At 69.5% G+C, this 15,305-nt stretch carries 14 protein-coding genes and 1 tRNA gene; 4 read left to right on the forward strand and 11 right to left on the reverse strand.

Annotated features, from left to right (window positions below):
• Positions 1–15: 15 nt before the first annotated feature.
• Positions 16–2,181, reverse strand: a complete 2,166-nt coding sequence (locus ABMQ42_RS13870) for an ATP-dependent DNA helicase RecG (protein ID WP_349723577.1) — start codon at positions 2,179–2,181, stop codon at positions 16–18.
• 49 nt (positions 2,182–2,230) lie between these two features.
• Between ABMQ42_RS13870 and rsmD the strand changes: the two genes are divergently transcribed.
• On the forward strand, positions 2,231–2,806 hold the full coding sequence (gene rsmD, locus ABMQ42_RS13875) for a 16S rRNA (guanine(966)-N(2))-methyltransferase RsmD (protein WP_349723578.1): 576 nt from the start codon (positions 2,231–2,233) through the stop codon (positions 2,804–2,806).
• Here the strand turns inward: rsmD and thiL are convergent.
• Entirely contained in the window at positions 2,797–3,789 is a 993-nt protein-coding gene (gene thiL, locus ABMQ42_RS13880) for a thiamine-phosphate kinase (RefSeq protein WP_349723579.1), read from the reverse strand. The two genes, rsmD and thiL, sit on opposite strands and share 10 nt — an antisense overlap.
• A 33-nt stretch (positions 3,790–3,822) precedes the next feature.
• Here thiL and ABMQ42_RS13885 point away from each other — a divergent pair, with 33 nt between their 5' ends.
• A complete protein-coding gene (locus ABMQ42_RS13885; RefSeq protein WP_349723580.1) occupies positions 3,823–4,302 on the forward strand; it encodes a DUF3515 family protein in 480 nt (159 codons plus the stop codon).
• A 7-nt stretch (positions 4,303–4,309) separates the two neighbouring features.
• Here the strand turns inward: ABMQ42_RS13885 and ABMQ42_RS13890 are convergent, their stop codons facing one another.
• The 8 genes from ABMQ42_RS13890 to ABMQ42_RS13925 all read right to left on the reverse strand — a co-directional run bounded on the left by ABMQ42_RS13890 (position 4,310) and on the right by ABMQ42_RS13925 (position 12,131).
• A complete protein-coding gene (locus ABMQ42_RS13890; protein ID WP_349723581.1) occupies positions 4,310–5,395 on the reverse strand; it encodes a D-alanine--D-alanine ligase family protein in 1,086 nt (361 codons plus the stop codon).
• Entirely contained in the window at positions 5,301–6,428 is a 1,128-nt protein-coding gene (locus ABMQ42_RS13895; RefSeq protein ID WP_349723582.1) for an NAD(P)H-dependent glycerol-3-phosphate dehydrogenase, read from the reverse strand. The genes ABMQ42_RS13890 and ABMQ42_RS13895 overlap by 95 nt, the downstream gene beginning before the upstream one ends.
• On the reverse strand, positions 6,418–7,182 hold the full coding sequence (locus ABMQ42_RS13900) for a lysophospholipid acyltransferase family protein (protein WP_349723583.1): 765 nt from the start codon (positions 7,180–7,182) through the stop codon (positions 6,418–6,420). The genes ABMQ42_RS13895 and ABMQ42_RS13900 overlap by 11 nt, the downstream gene beginning before the upstream one ends.
• A 4-nt stretch (positions 7,183–7,186) precedes the next feature.
• Positions 7,187–8,551 (reverse strand): UDP-N-acetylglucosamine 1-carboxyvinyltransferase, encoded by a 1,365-nt coding sequence (gene murA / locus ABMQ42_RS13905; protein WP_349723584.1) that lies wholly within the window; start codon positions 8,549–8,551, stop codon positions 7,187–7,189.
• A gap of 29 nt (positions 8,552–8,580) precedes the next feature.
• Complete coding sequence (leuD, locus tag ABMQ42_RS13910; protein WP_349723585.1) at positions 8,581–9,189, reverse strand: 3-isopropylmalate dehydratase small subunit; 609 nt, start codon at positions 9,187–9,189, stop codon at positions 8,581–8,583.
• A gap of 1 nt (position 9,190) precedes the next feature.
• Positions 9,191–10,681, reverse strand: coding sequence for a 3-isopropylmalate dehydratase large subunit (gene leuC, locus ABMQ42_RS13915; RefSeq protein WP_349723586.1), 1,491 nt, complete (start codon positions 10,679–10,681; stop codon positions 9,191–9,193).
• A 162-nt stretch (positions 10,682–10,843) separates the two neighbouring features.
• The gene (locus ABMQ42_RS13920; protein ID WP_349723587.1) at positions 10,844–11,857 is read right to left on the reverse strand and encodes a TerC/Alx family metal homeostasis membrane protein; all 1,014 of its coding nucleotides are present in this window, start codon (positions 11,855–11,857) and stop codon (positions 10,844–10,846) included.
• Positions 11,858–12,058: 201 nt separating this feature from the next.
• Positions 12,059–12,131: transfer RNA gene (locus tag ABMQ42_RS13925), tRNA-Glu, on the reverse strand.
• Between the two features lie 119 nt (positions 12,132–12,250).
• On the opposite strand from ABMQ42_RS13925, the gene ABMQ42_RS13930 reads away from it, so the two are divergent.
• Both ABMQ42_RS13930 and ABMQ42_RS13935 read left to right on the forward strand, forming a co-directional pair.
• Positions 12,251–12,889, forward strand: coding sequence for an MBL fold metallo-hydrolase (locus tag ABMQ42_RS13930; protein WP_349723588.1), 639 nt, complete (start codon positions 12,251–12,253; stop codon positions 12,887–12,889).
• 76 nt (positions 12,890–12,965) lie between these two features.
• Positions 12,966–14,984 carry an ArnT family glycosyltransferase gene (locus ABMQ42_RS13935; protein WP_349723589.1) on the forward strand — a complete coding sequence of 673 codons (2,019 nt, stop codon included), beginning with the start codon at positions 12,966–12,968 and terminating at the stop codon, positions 14,982–14,984.
• A gap of 3 nt (positions 14,985–14,987) precedes the next feature.
• On the opposite strand, the gene ABMQ42_RS13940 is transcribed toward ABMQ42_RS13935, so the two are convergent.
• The gene (locus tag ABMQ42_RS13940) at positions 14,988–15,263 is read right to left on the reverse strand and encodes a hypothetical protein (protein ID WP_349723590.1); all 276 of its coding nucleotides are present in this window, start codon (positions 15,261–15,263) and stop codon (positions 14,988–14,990) included.
• Positions 15,264–15,305 lie beyond the last annotated feature (42 nt).

Here is a 15,305-nt window from a genome sequence, read left to right on the forward strand (position 1 = left end):
TTCTGAACGCCGTTCTCAGTTCTTCGCGAGCGCCGCGCGCTCCACGGTGTCGAGTCGCCGTTCGATGGCCGCGGCGAGTCCGGGGTGACGCAGGAGCGCGGGGTCGTTCTCGAGGATCGCCTCGCCCTCTTGACGCGCAAGGGCAATGAGATCGGCGTCCTTGACGACCCGCAGCAGTCGCAGCGAGCTGCGCACACCGGACTGCGCGTCGCCGAGCACGTCGCCCTCGCCGCGCAGCCGCAGGTCCTCCTCGGCGAGCTCGAACCCGTCGGAGGTCGCGGCGACCGCTTCGACGCGCTCGCGAGCCGGCGTGCCGGGTGCCGCCTCGGTCACGAGCAGACAGACGCCGGGCACGCTGCCGCGCCCGACACGACCGCGCAGCTGGTGCAGCTGCGAGACGCCGAATCGATCGGCCTCGAGGATGATCATCGCCGAGGCGTTGGGCACGTCCACACCGACCTCGATCACCGTCGTCGCCACGAGCACGTCGATCTCACCCGCGGCGTACGCCCGCATGATCGCGTCCTTCTCGTCGCCGGGCATCTTCCCGTGCAGGACCGCGACCCGGATCGACGAGAACGAGGGATGCTGCGCCAGCAGCTGCTCGGCCTGGACGACGCCCCAGCGCACCCGGGTGGACGCCGTGTCTTCGACGAGTGCATCGGGGTCGTCCGTGGCTTTCGCCGCCGTGGTCGCCTCGGCGTCGATGGCAGGGCACACGACGAACGCCTGGTGCCCCGCGGCCACCTCTTCGGCCACGCGCTCCCACACCCGACCGAACCAGCCCGGCTTCTCGGCGACAGGCGCCACGAACGTCTGCACGCCGGCGCGCCCCGTCGGCATCGTGCGGATCGTGGAGACATCGAGATCGCCGAACACGGTCATCGCGACCGTGCGCGGGATCGGCGTCGCCGTCAGCACGAGCGCGTGCGGGCTCGTGCCCTTCGCGCGCAGCGTCTCGCGCTGCTCCACACCGAAGCGGTGCTGCTCGTCGACCACCACGAGCCCGAGATCCGCGAAGGTCGTGCTGTCGCTGAGCAGCGCGTGCGTGCCGACGACGATGAGGGCCTGCCCCGACGCCACCCGCAGCGCCGCCCGGCGCCGCTCGGCCGCCGTCAGCTGCCCGGTCAGCAGCGTCGGCATGAGCCGCGGGGCCAGCTCGGGCCCCAGCATCCGCGCGATCGACCGCACGTGCTGGCCGGCGAGCACCTCGGTCGGAGCGATGAGCGCCGACTGCCCACCGCTCTGAGCCACCTGCAGCATCGCGCGCAGCGCCACGAGGGTCTTGCCCGACCCGACCTCGCCCTGCACGAGGCGGTTCATGGGCCAGTCGCCCACGAGGTCGGCCGCGATCCGGTCGCCCACCGCGATCTGGTCGGGTGTGCGAGGGAACGGCAGGGCCTCGTCGAACCTGGTCAGCAGCTCACCGCCCGGCCGCGACGTAGCAGACAGCGCGCGCACGAACTGCCGTTGCTGCAGCAGCGCCGTCTGCAGCACGAGTGCCTCGTGCATGCGCAGCGTGCGCACCGCCGGAGGCACCTGATCTTCGAAATCGGGCCGGTGGATGCGCTCGAGCGCCTCCCGCGCGGGAAGCAGCCCCTGCCGCTGGCGCAGGTCTTCGGGCAGCGGATCGTCGACGGGGCCGAGACCGTCGAGGATGAGGTCCACCGACTTCTGGATCGCGAAACTCGGCACGCTCGCCGTCGCCGGGTAGATCGGGATCGGGGCGTTCGCGTACGCCTCGGCGTTCATTCGCGCGTCATCGACGTCGTCGAAGAGCACGTAGTCGGGATGGGTGAGCTGCTTGCCGTCGCGGTACTCGCCGACCTTGCCCGAGAAGATGCCCTGCGCGCCCTGCTTGAGCGCGCCCAGGCGCCAGGCCTGATTGAAGAACGTCAGGCTCATCCGGCCGTGCCCGTCGGTGATGATGATCTCGACGATCGACCCGCGCCGCTGCCGCATCTTGCGCTCGCTCGCGCCCACGACCTCGGCGACGATCGTGACCTGGTCGCCGACGACGAGCGAGTCGATCGGGGTGAGCTCGCCGCGCCGCGCATAGCGGCGCGGGTAGTGCGCAAGCAGGTCGCCCGCCGTCCGCATGCCGAAAGCGCGCTCGAGCGAGCCGGCCGTCCGCCCGCCCAGCGCCGCATCCAGCCGCGAAGCGAGCGTGAAGTCCGACATGCATTCGAGTCTAGGCAGAACCTGCGACACGGGTTTGTAGGCTGAAGGGGTGACGCGCATCATCGCCGGGGCCGCCCGCGGCATCCGCCTTGACGTGCCCGGTTCGGGCACCCGCCCCACGAGCGACCGCGTGCGCGAGTCGCTGTTCGGCTCACTCGAGTCGGCGGATGCGATCGACGGGGCCCGGGTCCTGGATCTCTACGCCGGCTCGGGGGCGCTCGGCCTGGAGGCGCTCAGCCGCGGTGCGGCCTCGGCCGCCCTCGTCGAGAAGGCCGGCCCGGCGGCGCAGATCGCCAAGGGGAACGCGGCCCGGGTGACCACAGCGGCCGGGCTCGCGGCATCCACCGTCCAGGTGCACCGCGCCGACGTCGGCGGCTTCCTCACGCGCGGCGCCGGGCAGTACGACGTCGTCTTCGCCGACCCGCCGTACGACGTGACGGATGCCGCGACCGGCGACGTGCTGACGGCACTCGTCGCCCACCTGGCCGAGGACGCGATCGTGATCCTCGAGCGCGCTGCCCGCTCGCCCGAACCGCCCATGCCCACAGGACTCGCCGTCGACCGGGTGAGGAGATACGGCGACACCGCGCTCTGGTGGCTCTCCACCGCCACCGCTCAGCCCTGAGCCGCGTCCCATTCGAGGTACGGGTCCCAGCCGCCGCGGCCGGCGTAGGGCACACCGTCGACGAGCACGTCCGCATCGCCCCGGGTGAGGACGGCTCCGATACGACGGAACCCCTCCGGAACCACGGAGTCGGAGGGGAACGCGGCCAGCAGGGCATGGTCCTCGCCGCCCGACAGTGCCGTGGCAGGGTCATCGCCGAGGGCCGATGTCGCGAGGTCGAGGGTGACGCCCGATGCCTTCGCCATGCGCGACGCGTCCAGTGCAAGGCCGTCGGAGACGTCCATCATCGCCGTGGCGCCGGCCGCCGCCGCGACGACGCCGAGTCCGATCGGCGGCTCCGGACGCAGTTGGGCCGCCAGCTGCCCGCGCTGCGCGATGCCCAGGCCCGTCGCGTCGACCGCGACGGGCACGCCCTCCGGATCCCGGAACCGATCGAACAGGATGCGAAGCCCCGCCGCCGCACGCCCCGCGTCGCCCGCCAGCGCCAGCACGTCACCGGGCCGCGCGCCGCTGCGCAGAACGGGCGATGCGCGGTCGAGCACGCCGAGTGCCGTCACGGCGATCGTGAGCGTCGGCGACACGGCGAGGTCTCCGCCCTCCACCGCACAGCCGGGCGCGAGCGCCGCGCAGGCGTCGCGCAGACCGTCGGCCATGTCGGTGAGCAGCCGCAGGGGCGTCTCGTCGGGCACGGTGAGAGCCACGAGCAGTGCCGTGGGACGGGCGCCCATCGCCGCGACGTCGGCGAGGTTGACCGCAGCCGCCTTCCACCCCAGGTCGTACCCGCTGCTCCACGCGAGGCGGAAGTCGGGGCCGTGCACCAGCGTGTCCACCGTCGCCACCACGCGCCCGGACGCGGCATCCAACACCGCCGCATCGTCGCCCGGACCCACGAGCGCGCGCGAGGCCGGACCGAGCCGCTCGAGGATCGCAGCGAGCACCACGGCCTCGCCCAGTGCGCCGACGGTCTGCTCCTCGTTCGTCATCCCTCCACGCTAGCGGCGGGTTAGCCTTGTGGAGTGACCCGCCTCCGCCGTGCCCTCGCCGTCTGTCTCGTGGCCGGAGGGCTGGTCCTGACGGGATGCGCCACCACGATTCCGCTCGATCAGCCGACGGATTCGAACAATCCGAAGTGCGCCGAGATCATGGTGCGCCTGCCCGGCGACCTCGACGGCCAGTCCCGCGTATGGACCGACGCGCAGTCCACCGCCGCCTGGGGCTCGCCTACCCGCGTCATCATGGCGTGCGGCGTCACCCCGCCGGGACCCAGCACGATCAAGTGCGTCTCGTTGGGCGGCGTGGACTGGCTCGTCGACGAATCGGAGCAGCCGAACTTCCGCATCACGAGCTACGGGCGCACCCCTGCGGTGCAGGTCTACATCGACGGCGGGACGACCAGCGTCGACCCGAACCAGATCCTCAGCACGCTGGGCCGCCTGGTCTCCGCGCACACGACGAAGACCGCGGCCTGCACGAACCCCGACACGATCGACGGGTGATCCGGCCTCAGTCGCGGGTCAGCGCGGTGTCGATCACCTCGGTGATCAGCTCGGGATAGGTCATGCCACTGGCCATCCAGCACTTCGGGAACATCGAGATCGGGGTGAAGCCCGGCATCGTGTTGACCTCGTTCACGAAGAACTCCGTACCGGTGTAGAAGAAGTCCACACGGGAGAGCCCCTGCCCGCCGATGGCGTCGAAGGCACGCGCGGCGACGCGCTGCATCTCGGCGAGCTCGCCGTCGCGCAGGTCCGCCGGGCACACCAGGTCGATGCCGTCCGCACCGAGGTACTTGGCCGCGAAGTCGTAGAACTCGCGCCCCGAGATCACGACCTCGCCGGCCACACTCACTCGCGGCAGACCGCCGTCTCGGGCCTCGAGCACACCGCACTCCAGCTCACGGCCCTCGACCGCCTGCTCGACGAGCACGGTGCCGTCCTCCGCGAAAGCGGTCTCGAGCGCGGCATCCAGCTCATCCCACTCGTCCACCCGCGAAACGCCGACGCTCGAGCCGGCACGTGCGGGCTTCACGAACACCGGCAGGCCGAGACCGCGCATGCGGCGCTCCCACAGCTCGCGGTCGCGCTCGAGGCCGGCACGGGTCACGCTCACCCACGGCACGACCGGAACGCCCGCCGCGCGCAACACGTTCTTGGTGGTGTCCTTGTCCATGCCGATCGCCGACATGAGCAGGCCCGCACCCGCGTACGGGATGTCGAGCAGCTCGAGGAAGCCCTGGATCGTGCCGTCCTCACCGAACCGCCCGTGCAGGATCGGCAGCACGACGTCGACGTCCCCGAGAGAGCGTGTGCCCGCGGCATCCACCACCCTCAGCTCACGACTGCGGGCGGAGTCGGGCCACAGCACGCGCGTGCCGTTGTCGACGACCTCGGGGAGACGCTCGGGGTCGAGGGTGAATTTGTCGGGGTCGTCCTCCTCGAGGACGAAGGCGCCGTCGCGGGTGATCCCGACCGGGATCACGCGGAAGCGCTCGCGGTCAATGGCCCGCAGCACTCCCCCGGCCGTGGCGGAGCTGATCGAATGCTCGCTTGATCGTCCGCCGAACAGCACCGCCACTGCGACCTTGTCCATACTGCGTCCTCTCCCCCTTCGGGGCCTCGTCGTCGGTGGTCAGGTGCGGTGCGATGCGCCGCGGGTCCATGGTGCCGTCGAGCACGCGCTTGACCTGCTCGACGATCGGCATCTCGACCTGCGCGGCACGCGCGAGATGCAGGACGGGCGCGACGGAGGCCAGACCCTCAGCGGTCTGCTCCATCTGCTTCACCACGTCCTGGAAGCTGTAGCCCTGCCCGAGCAGGCGCCCGGCGGTGTTGTTCCGGCTCAGCGGCGACTGGCACGTCGCGATCAGGTCTCCGAGGCCGGCCAGCCCCTGCAGGGTCTCGAACTGGGCGCCGTGCGCCACGGCGAAGTCGGTCATCTCGACGAGGCCGCGCGTGATGATCGACGCCTTCGTGTTCTCGCCGTAGCCGACGCCGTCGACGATGCCGATCGCGACGGCGATGAGGTTCTTGAGCACGCCGCCGAACTCGGTGCCGATGACGTCGGTGTTCACGAACGTGCGGAAATAGCCGTTGCGCGCGCGTCGCGCGACCGCATCCGCTGTGGCTTCGCTGGTGGATGCCACGACCGCCGCCGTCGGCTGCTCCCGGGCGATCTCGAGCGCGAGGTTCGGTCCCGAGGCGACCGCGATGCGGGCGGGATCGCACTCGAGGACCTCCTCGAGCACCTGGCTCATCCGCAGTCCCGACTTGCGCTCGATGCCCTTCATGAGCGACACGATCGGCACGGTCGTGCGCATCACGAGCGGCCTGATGGTCTTGAGGTTGTCGCGTGCGGTCTGGCTGGGCACGCACACGTAGATCTGCTCGGCGCCGTCGATGGCGGCGGCCAGATCGGTCGTGGCGGACATCGTGCGCGGCAGGTTGATGCCGGGCAGATACTGGCTGTTGCGCTTGGCCTCGCTGATCTCGTGCGCCAGTTCGGGCCGACGCGCCCACATCGTGACCTGCGCGCCGCCGTCGGCGAGGATCTTGCCGAAGGTGGTGCCCCAGCTGCCCGCACCGATGACGGTCACACGCGAGGCGGGCTCGTGTCTAGGAGTCAAGGCGGCCCGTCTCCTTCTGTCCGTGTGCGGCGGGGTTCCAGCGCTCGGCCGGTGCCGGCAGGTCGCGGATCTCCCCCAGCATCGCGGCGATCCGGTCCATCACCCGCGTCGTCGCGGCGTTCAGCTGCGCCGGGGTGGCGTGCTCCTGGCGCACGTCGTCGAGGTCGATCGGATCGCCGATCATGACGCTCATGCGGCGGCGCGGCGGCCAGAGACGCAGCTTGCCGTAGCGCGGAAGAAGCTGCTGAGCACCCCACTGCGCCATCGGGATCACGGGGAGGTCGCCGGCGGCGGCCAGCCGTACGGCACCCGACTTGCCGCGCATCGGCCACAGATCGGGGTCGCGGGTCAGAGTCCCCTCCGGGTACACGATCACGCCGCGTCCATGCCGGACGAGATCGCGAGACGTCTTCAGCGTCTCGCGCGCCGCTGCCGACGACGCGGTGCGCGCCACCGGCACCATGCCGGTCTTGCGCAGGGCCCACCCCAGCACGGGGACGTGGAAGAGGCTCTCCTTGGCCATGAAGCGCGGGGCGCGGCCCAGCCGCCACACCGCCACGGCCACGATCAGCGGATCGATCTCGCTGTGGTGGTTGGCCGCGAGCACGTACGCGCCGGTCTGCGGCAGCTTCTCGGCGCCCTTGATCTCGATCTTCGCGAGCAGGCCCACCACCGGCACCACCACGGCGCCGAGCAGCCAGAACACACTCGGTCGCGTCTTCTCGGTCGAGGCCCGTCGACGACGGTCGCTCATCGGGTCACCCCAGAACGTCGAAGTCGGCGCCGAGGGCGGCGAGCTTGTCGTACAGCTTCTCGTAGCCGCGGCTGATGATGCCGACGTTGTGCACGGTCGACGAGCCGGTGGCGGTCAGCGCCGCGATGACATGGCTGTACCCGCCGCGCAGGTCGGGGACGGTGATGTCGGCTCCGCGCAGCGGCGTGGGACCGCTGATGACCGCCGCCTGCTCGAGGTTGCGCCGCGGAACGCGCCGCGGGCCCTCCTGCAGACCGTGCGGGTGCACGGTGATGTCGGCGCCCATCTTCACCAGCGCCTGGGTGAAGCCGAAGCGGTTCTCATATACCGTCTCGTGCACGATCGACGTGCCGGTCGCCTGGGTCAGCGCCACGATCAGCGGCTGCTGCCAGTCGGTCATGAAGCCGGGGTGCACGTCCGTCTCGACGGTCACGGCCTGCAGATCGCCGGCACGCCGGAACAGGATGCCGTCCTCACGGATGTCGAAGTCGCCGCCGACCTTGCGCACGATGTTCAGGAACGTGAGCATCTCCTGCTGGCGCGCGCCGGCGACGAAGATCTCACCGTCGGTCGCCAGTGCGGCACTCGCCCAGCTCGCGGCCTCGTTGCGGTCGAAGATCGCGCGGTGGTCGTAGCCGGAGAGCCGGTCGACGCCCTCGATGAGGATGACGCGATTCGGCTCGTACGAGATGATCGCGCCCATCTTCTGCAGCACCGCGATCAGATCCATGATCTCGGGCTCGATGGCCGCGTTGCGCAGCTCGGTCACGCCGCGCGATCGCACGGCCGTCAGCAGCACCTGCTCGGTCGCGCCCACACTCGGGTAGGGCAGGTGGATGTTCGCCCCGTGCAGCCCGTTGGGAGCCGACAGACGGATGCCGCTGGGCAGCTTCTCGACCACGGCGCCGAACTTGCGCAGGGCGTCGAGATGGAAGTCGATCGGCCGGTCGCCGATGCGGCACCCGCCGAGGTCGGGGATGAACGCCTGGCCGAGCTGGTGCAGCAGCGGGCCGCAGAACAGGATCGGGATGCGGCTCGCACCGGCGTGCGCGTCGATCTCCTCCATGTGCGCCGAGGCGACGTCGGCGGGGTCGAACGTGAACGAGCCCGGTTCGTCACCGGCGGTCACACGCACGCCGTGCACCTCGAGCAGAGAGCGCACGACGGACACGTCGCTGATGTCGGGGACGTCACGCAGCGTGCTCGGCGTCTCACCGAGGAGGGCAGCGACCATGGCCTTGGTCACCAGGTTCTTCGCGCCCTTGACGTCGACACGACCGCGGAGCGGTTGTCCGCCGCGGATGGCCAGCGCTTCGCCGGACCCTCCCGTGCGACCGTCGGTGGATGCCAAGCCGTTCAGGAGTGTCATGCAGTCTGCCTCACAGGTGTCGGAATCAGTCAGTCAGCTGGAGAGGGCACCGGGAGGGTGCGCGGCTTCCAGCGTGCTCGACGCGCCTCGTAAGCGGCGATTCTGTCTTCATTGCGGAGGGTCAGCCCGATGTCGTCGAGCCCCTCCAGAAGCCGCCACCTAGTGTAATCGTCGATGTCGAAGGTCACCTGGATATCACCCAGGGTCGCGGTGCGCGCCTGCAGATCGATCGTCATCTCCACGCCCGGAGAGGCCGTGATCGCGGCCCAGAGGCGCTCCACATCCTCCTCGGAGATGACACCCGTGACCAGGCCTTGCTTTCCCGCGTTGCCGCGGAAGATGTCGGCGAACCTCGGGCTCAGCACGGCCTTGAATCCGTAGTCGCGCAGCGCCCACACGGCGTGTTCGCGGCTCGAGCCGGTTCCGAAGTCGGGTCCCGCCACCAGGACCGACGCATGGCGATAGGGCTCCTGGTTGAGGACGAACTCGGGATCCTGCCGCCAGCTCGCGAACAGGGCGTCGTCGAAACCGGTCTTGGTGACCCGCTTCAGGTAGACGGCGGGAATGATCTGGTCGGTGTCGACGGCGGAGCGCTGCAGAGGCGCGGCCACACCGGTGTGCGTGGTGAACTTGTCCATGTCAGGCGCCCTTCACGTCGGTCGTCGAAGCGGTCAGACGAGCGGTGTCATCGGCTGCGGCATCCACATCACTCGGGCTGGAGAGCGTGCCGCGGATTGCCGTGGCGGCCGCGACGAGCGGTGAGACGAGGTGCGTGCGCCCGCCCTTGCCCTGCCGGCCCTCGAAGTTGCGGTTGCTGGTGGATGCGCATCGCTCACCCGGTGCCAGCTGGTCGGGGTTCATGCCCAGGCACATCGAGCAGCCGGCGAACCGCCATTCGGCGCCGAAGTCCTCGAACACCTTGTCCAGGCCCTCCGCCTCGGCTTCGAGCCGCACGCGTGCCGAGCCCGGCACGACCATGACGCGCACGTTCTCGGCCTTCTTGCGACCCTTCACGATCGATGCGAACTGGCGCAGGTCCTCGATGCGGCTGTTCGTGCACGAGCCCATGAACACGGCATCCACCGGGATGTCCTTCATGCGGGTGCCGGGAGCCAGATCCATGTAGGCCAGCGCGCGCTCGGCGGCGGCCTTGGCGTTGGGATCCTCGAAGTCGTCCGGCGACGGCACCGCCCCCGACAGCGAGACGCCCTGGCCCGGGTTCGTCCCCCAGGTCACGAACGGCTCGAGATCGGCCGCGTCGATGAAGACCTCGGCGTCGTACACGGCGCCCTCATCGGAGGGAAGAGTGCGCCAATAGGCCACGGCTTCGTCCCAGTCATCGCCCTGCGGCGCGTGCGGACGCCCCTTGAGATATGCGAACGTCGTCTCGTCGGGTGCCACCATGCCGGCGCGCGCCCCCGCCTCGATCGACATGTTGCACATCGTCATGCGGCCTTCCATCGACAGCGAGCGGATCGCGCTGCCGCGGTACTCGAGCACGTAGCCCTGGCCGCCGTTGGTGCCGATCTTCGCGATGACGGCGAGGATGATGTCCTTCGCGGTCACGCCGGGGTTCAGCTCGCCCTCCACCGTGATCGCCATCGTCTTGAACGGCTTCAGCGGCAGCGTCTGCGTGGCCAGCACATGCTCGACCTCGCTCGTGCCGATGCCGAACGCCATGGCGCCGAACGCGCCGTGGGTCGACGTGTGGCTGTCGCCGCAGACGACGGTGATGCCCGGCATCGTCAGGCCCAGCTGGGGACCCACGACGTGGACGATGCCCTGCTCCTTGTCGCCCAGCGAGTGGATGCGCACCCCGAACTCCGCGGCGTTGTGTCGCAGGGTCTCGATCTGGGTGCGGCTGGTGAGGTCGGCGATCGGCTTGTCGATGTCGATCGTGGGCGTGTTGTGGTCTTCGGTGGCGATCGTCAGGTCGAGGCGGCGCACCGGGCGTCCCTCCGCGCGAAGGCCGTCGAAGGCCTGCGGGCTCGTGACCTCGTGCACCAGGTGCAGGTCGATGTAGATGAGGTCGGGCTGACCGTCTTCGCCCTTGACCACCAGGTGGTCGTCCCAGACCTTCTCGGCCAGAGTCCGAGGGTGATCGGGAATCACAGATGCGGGTGTGCTCATTGCTGTTCGTTCTCCACAGTTACCGGGGTGTGCCCACGACGAACTCCGCGACGAGCCTGGGCTGATATCAGAACCCGCCGCGGCACGTAAGGAGAAGCCGCGCGATCCGCACCACGCCAGGTTACCACCGCAGACGGGTGCCCCCGGCCGCGTGACGAGCGCTCAGGGCTGATCGTCGGAAGACGCCGCGACCGCCCGCTTCTCGCGCCCGGCGGCGATGGCGCTCGCGCCGGCGGCGACGACCATCGACAGGATGATGACGCCGAGCGACACCCAGGTCGAGATGTCGGGAGCCCACTCGACGGGGTGGCCGCCGTTGATGAACGGCAGTTCGTTGACGGCGAGGGCGTGGAAGAACAGCTTGACGCCGATGAACGCGAGGATGAACGCGATGCCGAAGTGCAGGTACCGCAGTCGGTCGAGAAGCCCGCCCAGCAGGAAGTACAGCTGGCGCAGACCCATCAGGGCGAACACGTTCGTGGCGAAGACGATGAAGGCGTTCTGCGTGATCCCGAAGATCGCAGGGATCGAGTCGATCGCGAAGATCAGGTCGGTGAACCCGATGGCGACGAACACGAGCAGCATCGGTGTGAGGACCTTCTTGCCGTCCACGACGGTGCGGATCTTGCGGCCGTCGTACTCGTCGCTGATGTCGATGAACCGGCGCAGGATCCGGACGATCCACGTCTGCGTCTGGGCATCGTCCTCCTCCTTGCCGGGGAACGCCTGCTTCCAGGCCGTGTAGACGAGGAATGCGCCGAAGATGTAGAAGATCCAGCTGAAGTTCTCGATGAGCGCCGCGCCGAGCAGGATGAACAGGCCGCGCAGAACCAGTGCGATGATGATGCCGACCATCAACACCTCCTGCTGGTAGCGGCGCGGCACCGAGAACTGCGTCATCAGCAGGACGAAGACGAACAGGTTGTCGATCGACAGGCTGTACTCCGTCAGCCAGCCGGCGACGAACTCACCGGCGGCATCACCGCTGCCGGTGGCCCACAGCAGCAGCACGGCGAACACGAGCGCCAGGCACACGTAGAAGACGACCCACAGGGTCGCCTCCTTCATCGAGGGAATGTGCGGGCGCTTGAGGATCAGCAGCAGGTCGGCGGCGAGGATGAGCACGAGCACCACCATCGCGGTGATCTCGAACCACGCGGGGATCACGAAATCCATGGGGGCCCTTTCGAGGGGTCGACGTTCCGTCGAAAGTCTCTCCCCCGCGGCTGCGGTGCGTGCCCGGGAATCCTCCGACGGACTCCGTGATGACGAACACGCGATGGACGGGATACTCCCTCTCGCGGCGTCAAGCATAGCCGACGGACGCCACGCGCAAACGAAAGAGCCGGCCCTTTCGGACCGGCTCTTCTCTCACTGTGACCCCAGCGGGATTCGAACCCGCGTTACCGCCGTGAGAGGGCGGCGTACTAGGCCGCTATACGATGGGGCCGTCTTCTCCGGAGCTCCGGAGGCAACCGTTCAAGTATGCCATGCCCCGACGAGCGTCGCCAAATCGAGGGTGGGATGCCGCGGCTTGCCTGATTCCGGCGGGCGGGGTTGACTTCTCACATGCGAGTCACCAAGCACGAACACGCCGCTCTTCTGCTCGAGTCGAACGGCAAGTGTCTCATCATCGACCCGGGCGCATACACGAACCCCTTCACGGATCTGCACGACGTCGTCGCGATCGTCATCACGCATGAGCACGCCGACCACTGGACGCCCCAGCACCTCGACCGCATCATGAAACAGACCGGCCCGCTGCCCGTGTACGGTCCCGCAGGCGTGGCGGCCGCGGCATCCGGCTACGACATCACGGTCGTCGCGCCCGGAGACCGGATCACCGTCGATCCCTTCACCCTCGAGTTCTTCGGCGGCAGGCACGCGGTCATCCACGAATCGATCCCGGTGATCGACAACGTCGGGGTGCTCGTCGACGACGAGTTCTACTATCCGGGTGACTCGTACGCCGTGCCCGAGAGGCGCGATGTCGCTCTGCTGGCAGCCCCGATCGGTGCGCCGTGGCTGAAGATCGGCGAGGCGATGGACTTCGTGCTCGCCGTCGCGCCGCGGCGCGCGTTCGGCACGCACGACATGACGATCTCAGCTCTCGGACTGCGCAGCGGGCGCGATCGGCTCACCTGGGCGACGGAGCAGGGCGGCGGCGAGTTCCTCGAGCTCGATCCGGGAGACTCAGCCGACATCTGATCGGCGCCGCCGCGACACAGCGAGTTCATATCCCGCGCAGAGAGCACCTTCGCCCACGGGTTCTACCGTGAGCGACATGGTCACCGCCACCGCGCCCCTCCCGGCGCACGCAACAGCACGGCTCGTTCCCCGCCGGCTGACCCCGTGGCACGGGGCGCTGACCGTGCTCGGGCTCGGCACGGCCGTGCTCACCGTGTGGGGCTCGTGGGCCGGCTCTCGGTCGGACTATTACGCCGCCATCGCCCTGTCGATGAGCAAGAGCTGGTCGAACTTCTTCTTCGGCGCACTCGACCCGGCCGGGACCGTCACGCTCGACAAGATCCCCGGGTCGTACTGGGTGCCCGCCCTGTTCGTGAAGCTCTTCGGCTTCTCGACACTCTCCGTGGTCCTCCCGAATGCCCTCGCCGCGATCGCCGCGGTGATCCTGGTCGCCGTCACCGCGAAGCGCATGGCGGGTCCGGTCGCGGGCATCGTCGCCGGTGCCGTCACCGCCACGACCCCGATCCTCGTGGCGGTGGCGCGTTCGAACCAGCCCGAGACGTTCTTCGTCCTCGCTCTCGCGCTCGTGGCGTGGGCGGCCACGAAGGCGCTCGAACGGGCGAGCCTGCGCTGGCTCGTGCTCGCGGGCGCGTTCATCGCCCTGGCGTTCCAGTGCTACATGCTCGAGGCGTGGGCGGTGTGGCCGGCGCTGGCCGCGGCGTACCTGTGCGCGCGCATTCCGCTCCGTCGCCGCATCGCGCACCTCGCGGTCGCCGGACTCACGAGTGCCGCGCTCTCGGTCGCGTGGATCGCCGTCGTCGCCCTCGTGCCCGCCGGCTCGCGTCCGTACATCGGCAGCACGCTGCACAACAGCCCGTGGGAGATGGTGTTCGGCTACAACGGGCTCGGGCGGTTCGGCGCGACCACCGCCGACAGCACCGCCTACAACTCGTTCACTCCCCCGTACTCGGGCAGCGCCGGAGTCTTCCGGCTCTTCAACAGCCAGCTGGCCGGACAGATCGGGTGGATGATCCCCGCCGCGCTCCTCGCGGTCGCGATCCTCATCACACTGCGTGTGTCGGCACGCGTGTGGGTGTTCCTCGGCGGGTGGCTCATCACCTTCCTCGCGATGTTCTCCACGGTCGCCGGCATGCACGAGTTCTACACGGCAGCGCTCTCGGTGCCGATGGGACTGCTGATCGGCGTCGCGATCGGACTCTCACGACGGAAGCGGATGCTGTGGCCGCCGATCGCGCTGGTGACCGCGGCATCCCTGACTGCCCTCGGCATCGCCCTGTTCTACGGCGGATACTCCGTGCCGTTCGCCATCGTCCAGCTGGTGGTCGCAGCCGTCACCGTTGCGGTCCTGCTGTGGGAACGGCGCCGGCCCCACTTCCCGCGCGTGGTCGTTCCGATGCTGGCCGTCGTCGCGCTCCTGCTGACGCCGATGTCGTGGGCGGTCGTGACGATCGCGCACCCGAGCAGCGTGAATCCTGTGGCCGGCGGCGTCAGCGACTCTGCGGGCGGCGGCGGCACGAGCCTCTTCGGCCGCGGATCGGGGCGCCAGCAGCCGCTCGGCGGACCGCAGGCGACCGGCAACATGGGCGGCGCGGGCTTCTCGCAGCGCGGCGACGGCGGGTTCGGCCAGAACGGCGGCATGCCGCCCAGCCGAGCCTTCGGCGGGCAGGGCCGGTCCGGTTCAGCGGGCGCGCCCAGCGGATTCGGGGGCGGCCCCACAGCCGGTTTCAGCGGCTCTGATTCCGCCCTCCTCGACTACGTCGAGAAGAACGCGACCGACTCCCGCTACCTCGTGGCGGTGTTCGGTGCGCAGACGGCGGCCGGGCTCATCATCGCCTCGGACGGCGGATCGATCCTGCCCATCGGCGGATTCAACGGGGGCGACCCGGTGCCCACGCTGGCCGCGTTCACCGCCATGGTGCAGGCCGGCGACATTCCGTATGTGCTCGCGACGAGCAGCGGCCGGGGCGGCTTCTTCGCATCGGGAACGACGTCGACGGTGTCTTCGCAGATCCGCGACTGGGTCACGTCGAACTGCACCGAGGTCTCGACCGACGAAGCCGCGCTCTCCGGCCTGTATCGCTGCGGGGCGTCCTGACCCTCAGATCTCGCAGACGCTGAGCAGCTGCCACCCCTCGGGCACTTTCGCGCGGAGCGCGGCGATGTCTTCGGCCTCGATCTCCTCCACGCCGTCGCGCCGGGCCATCTTCGCGTTGAGCGTGATCATCGTCGACGCCTTCGGCATGGTGGCCGCGGCGTCGGTCAGATCCCATCCCTCGGGAACCTCGCTGCGCACCTGCTGGCGCGTCTCATCGATGGAGGGCGCCTGCACGGTGAGCTCACGGGTTTCAATGGGACGGATGCGGCCGCTCAGCATGCGTCCAGCCTATGCGCGCGAGGCATGAGGTCGCGGCATCCA

This window comes from Microbacterium sp. KR10-403 (assembly GCF_040196215.1).
In the GTDB taxonomy this organism is placed as follows: domain Bacteria; phylum Actinomycetota; class Actinomycetes; order Actinomycetales; family Microbacteriaceae; genus Microbacterium.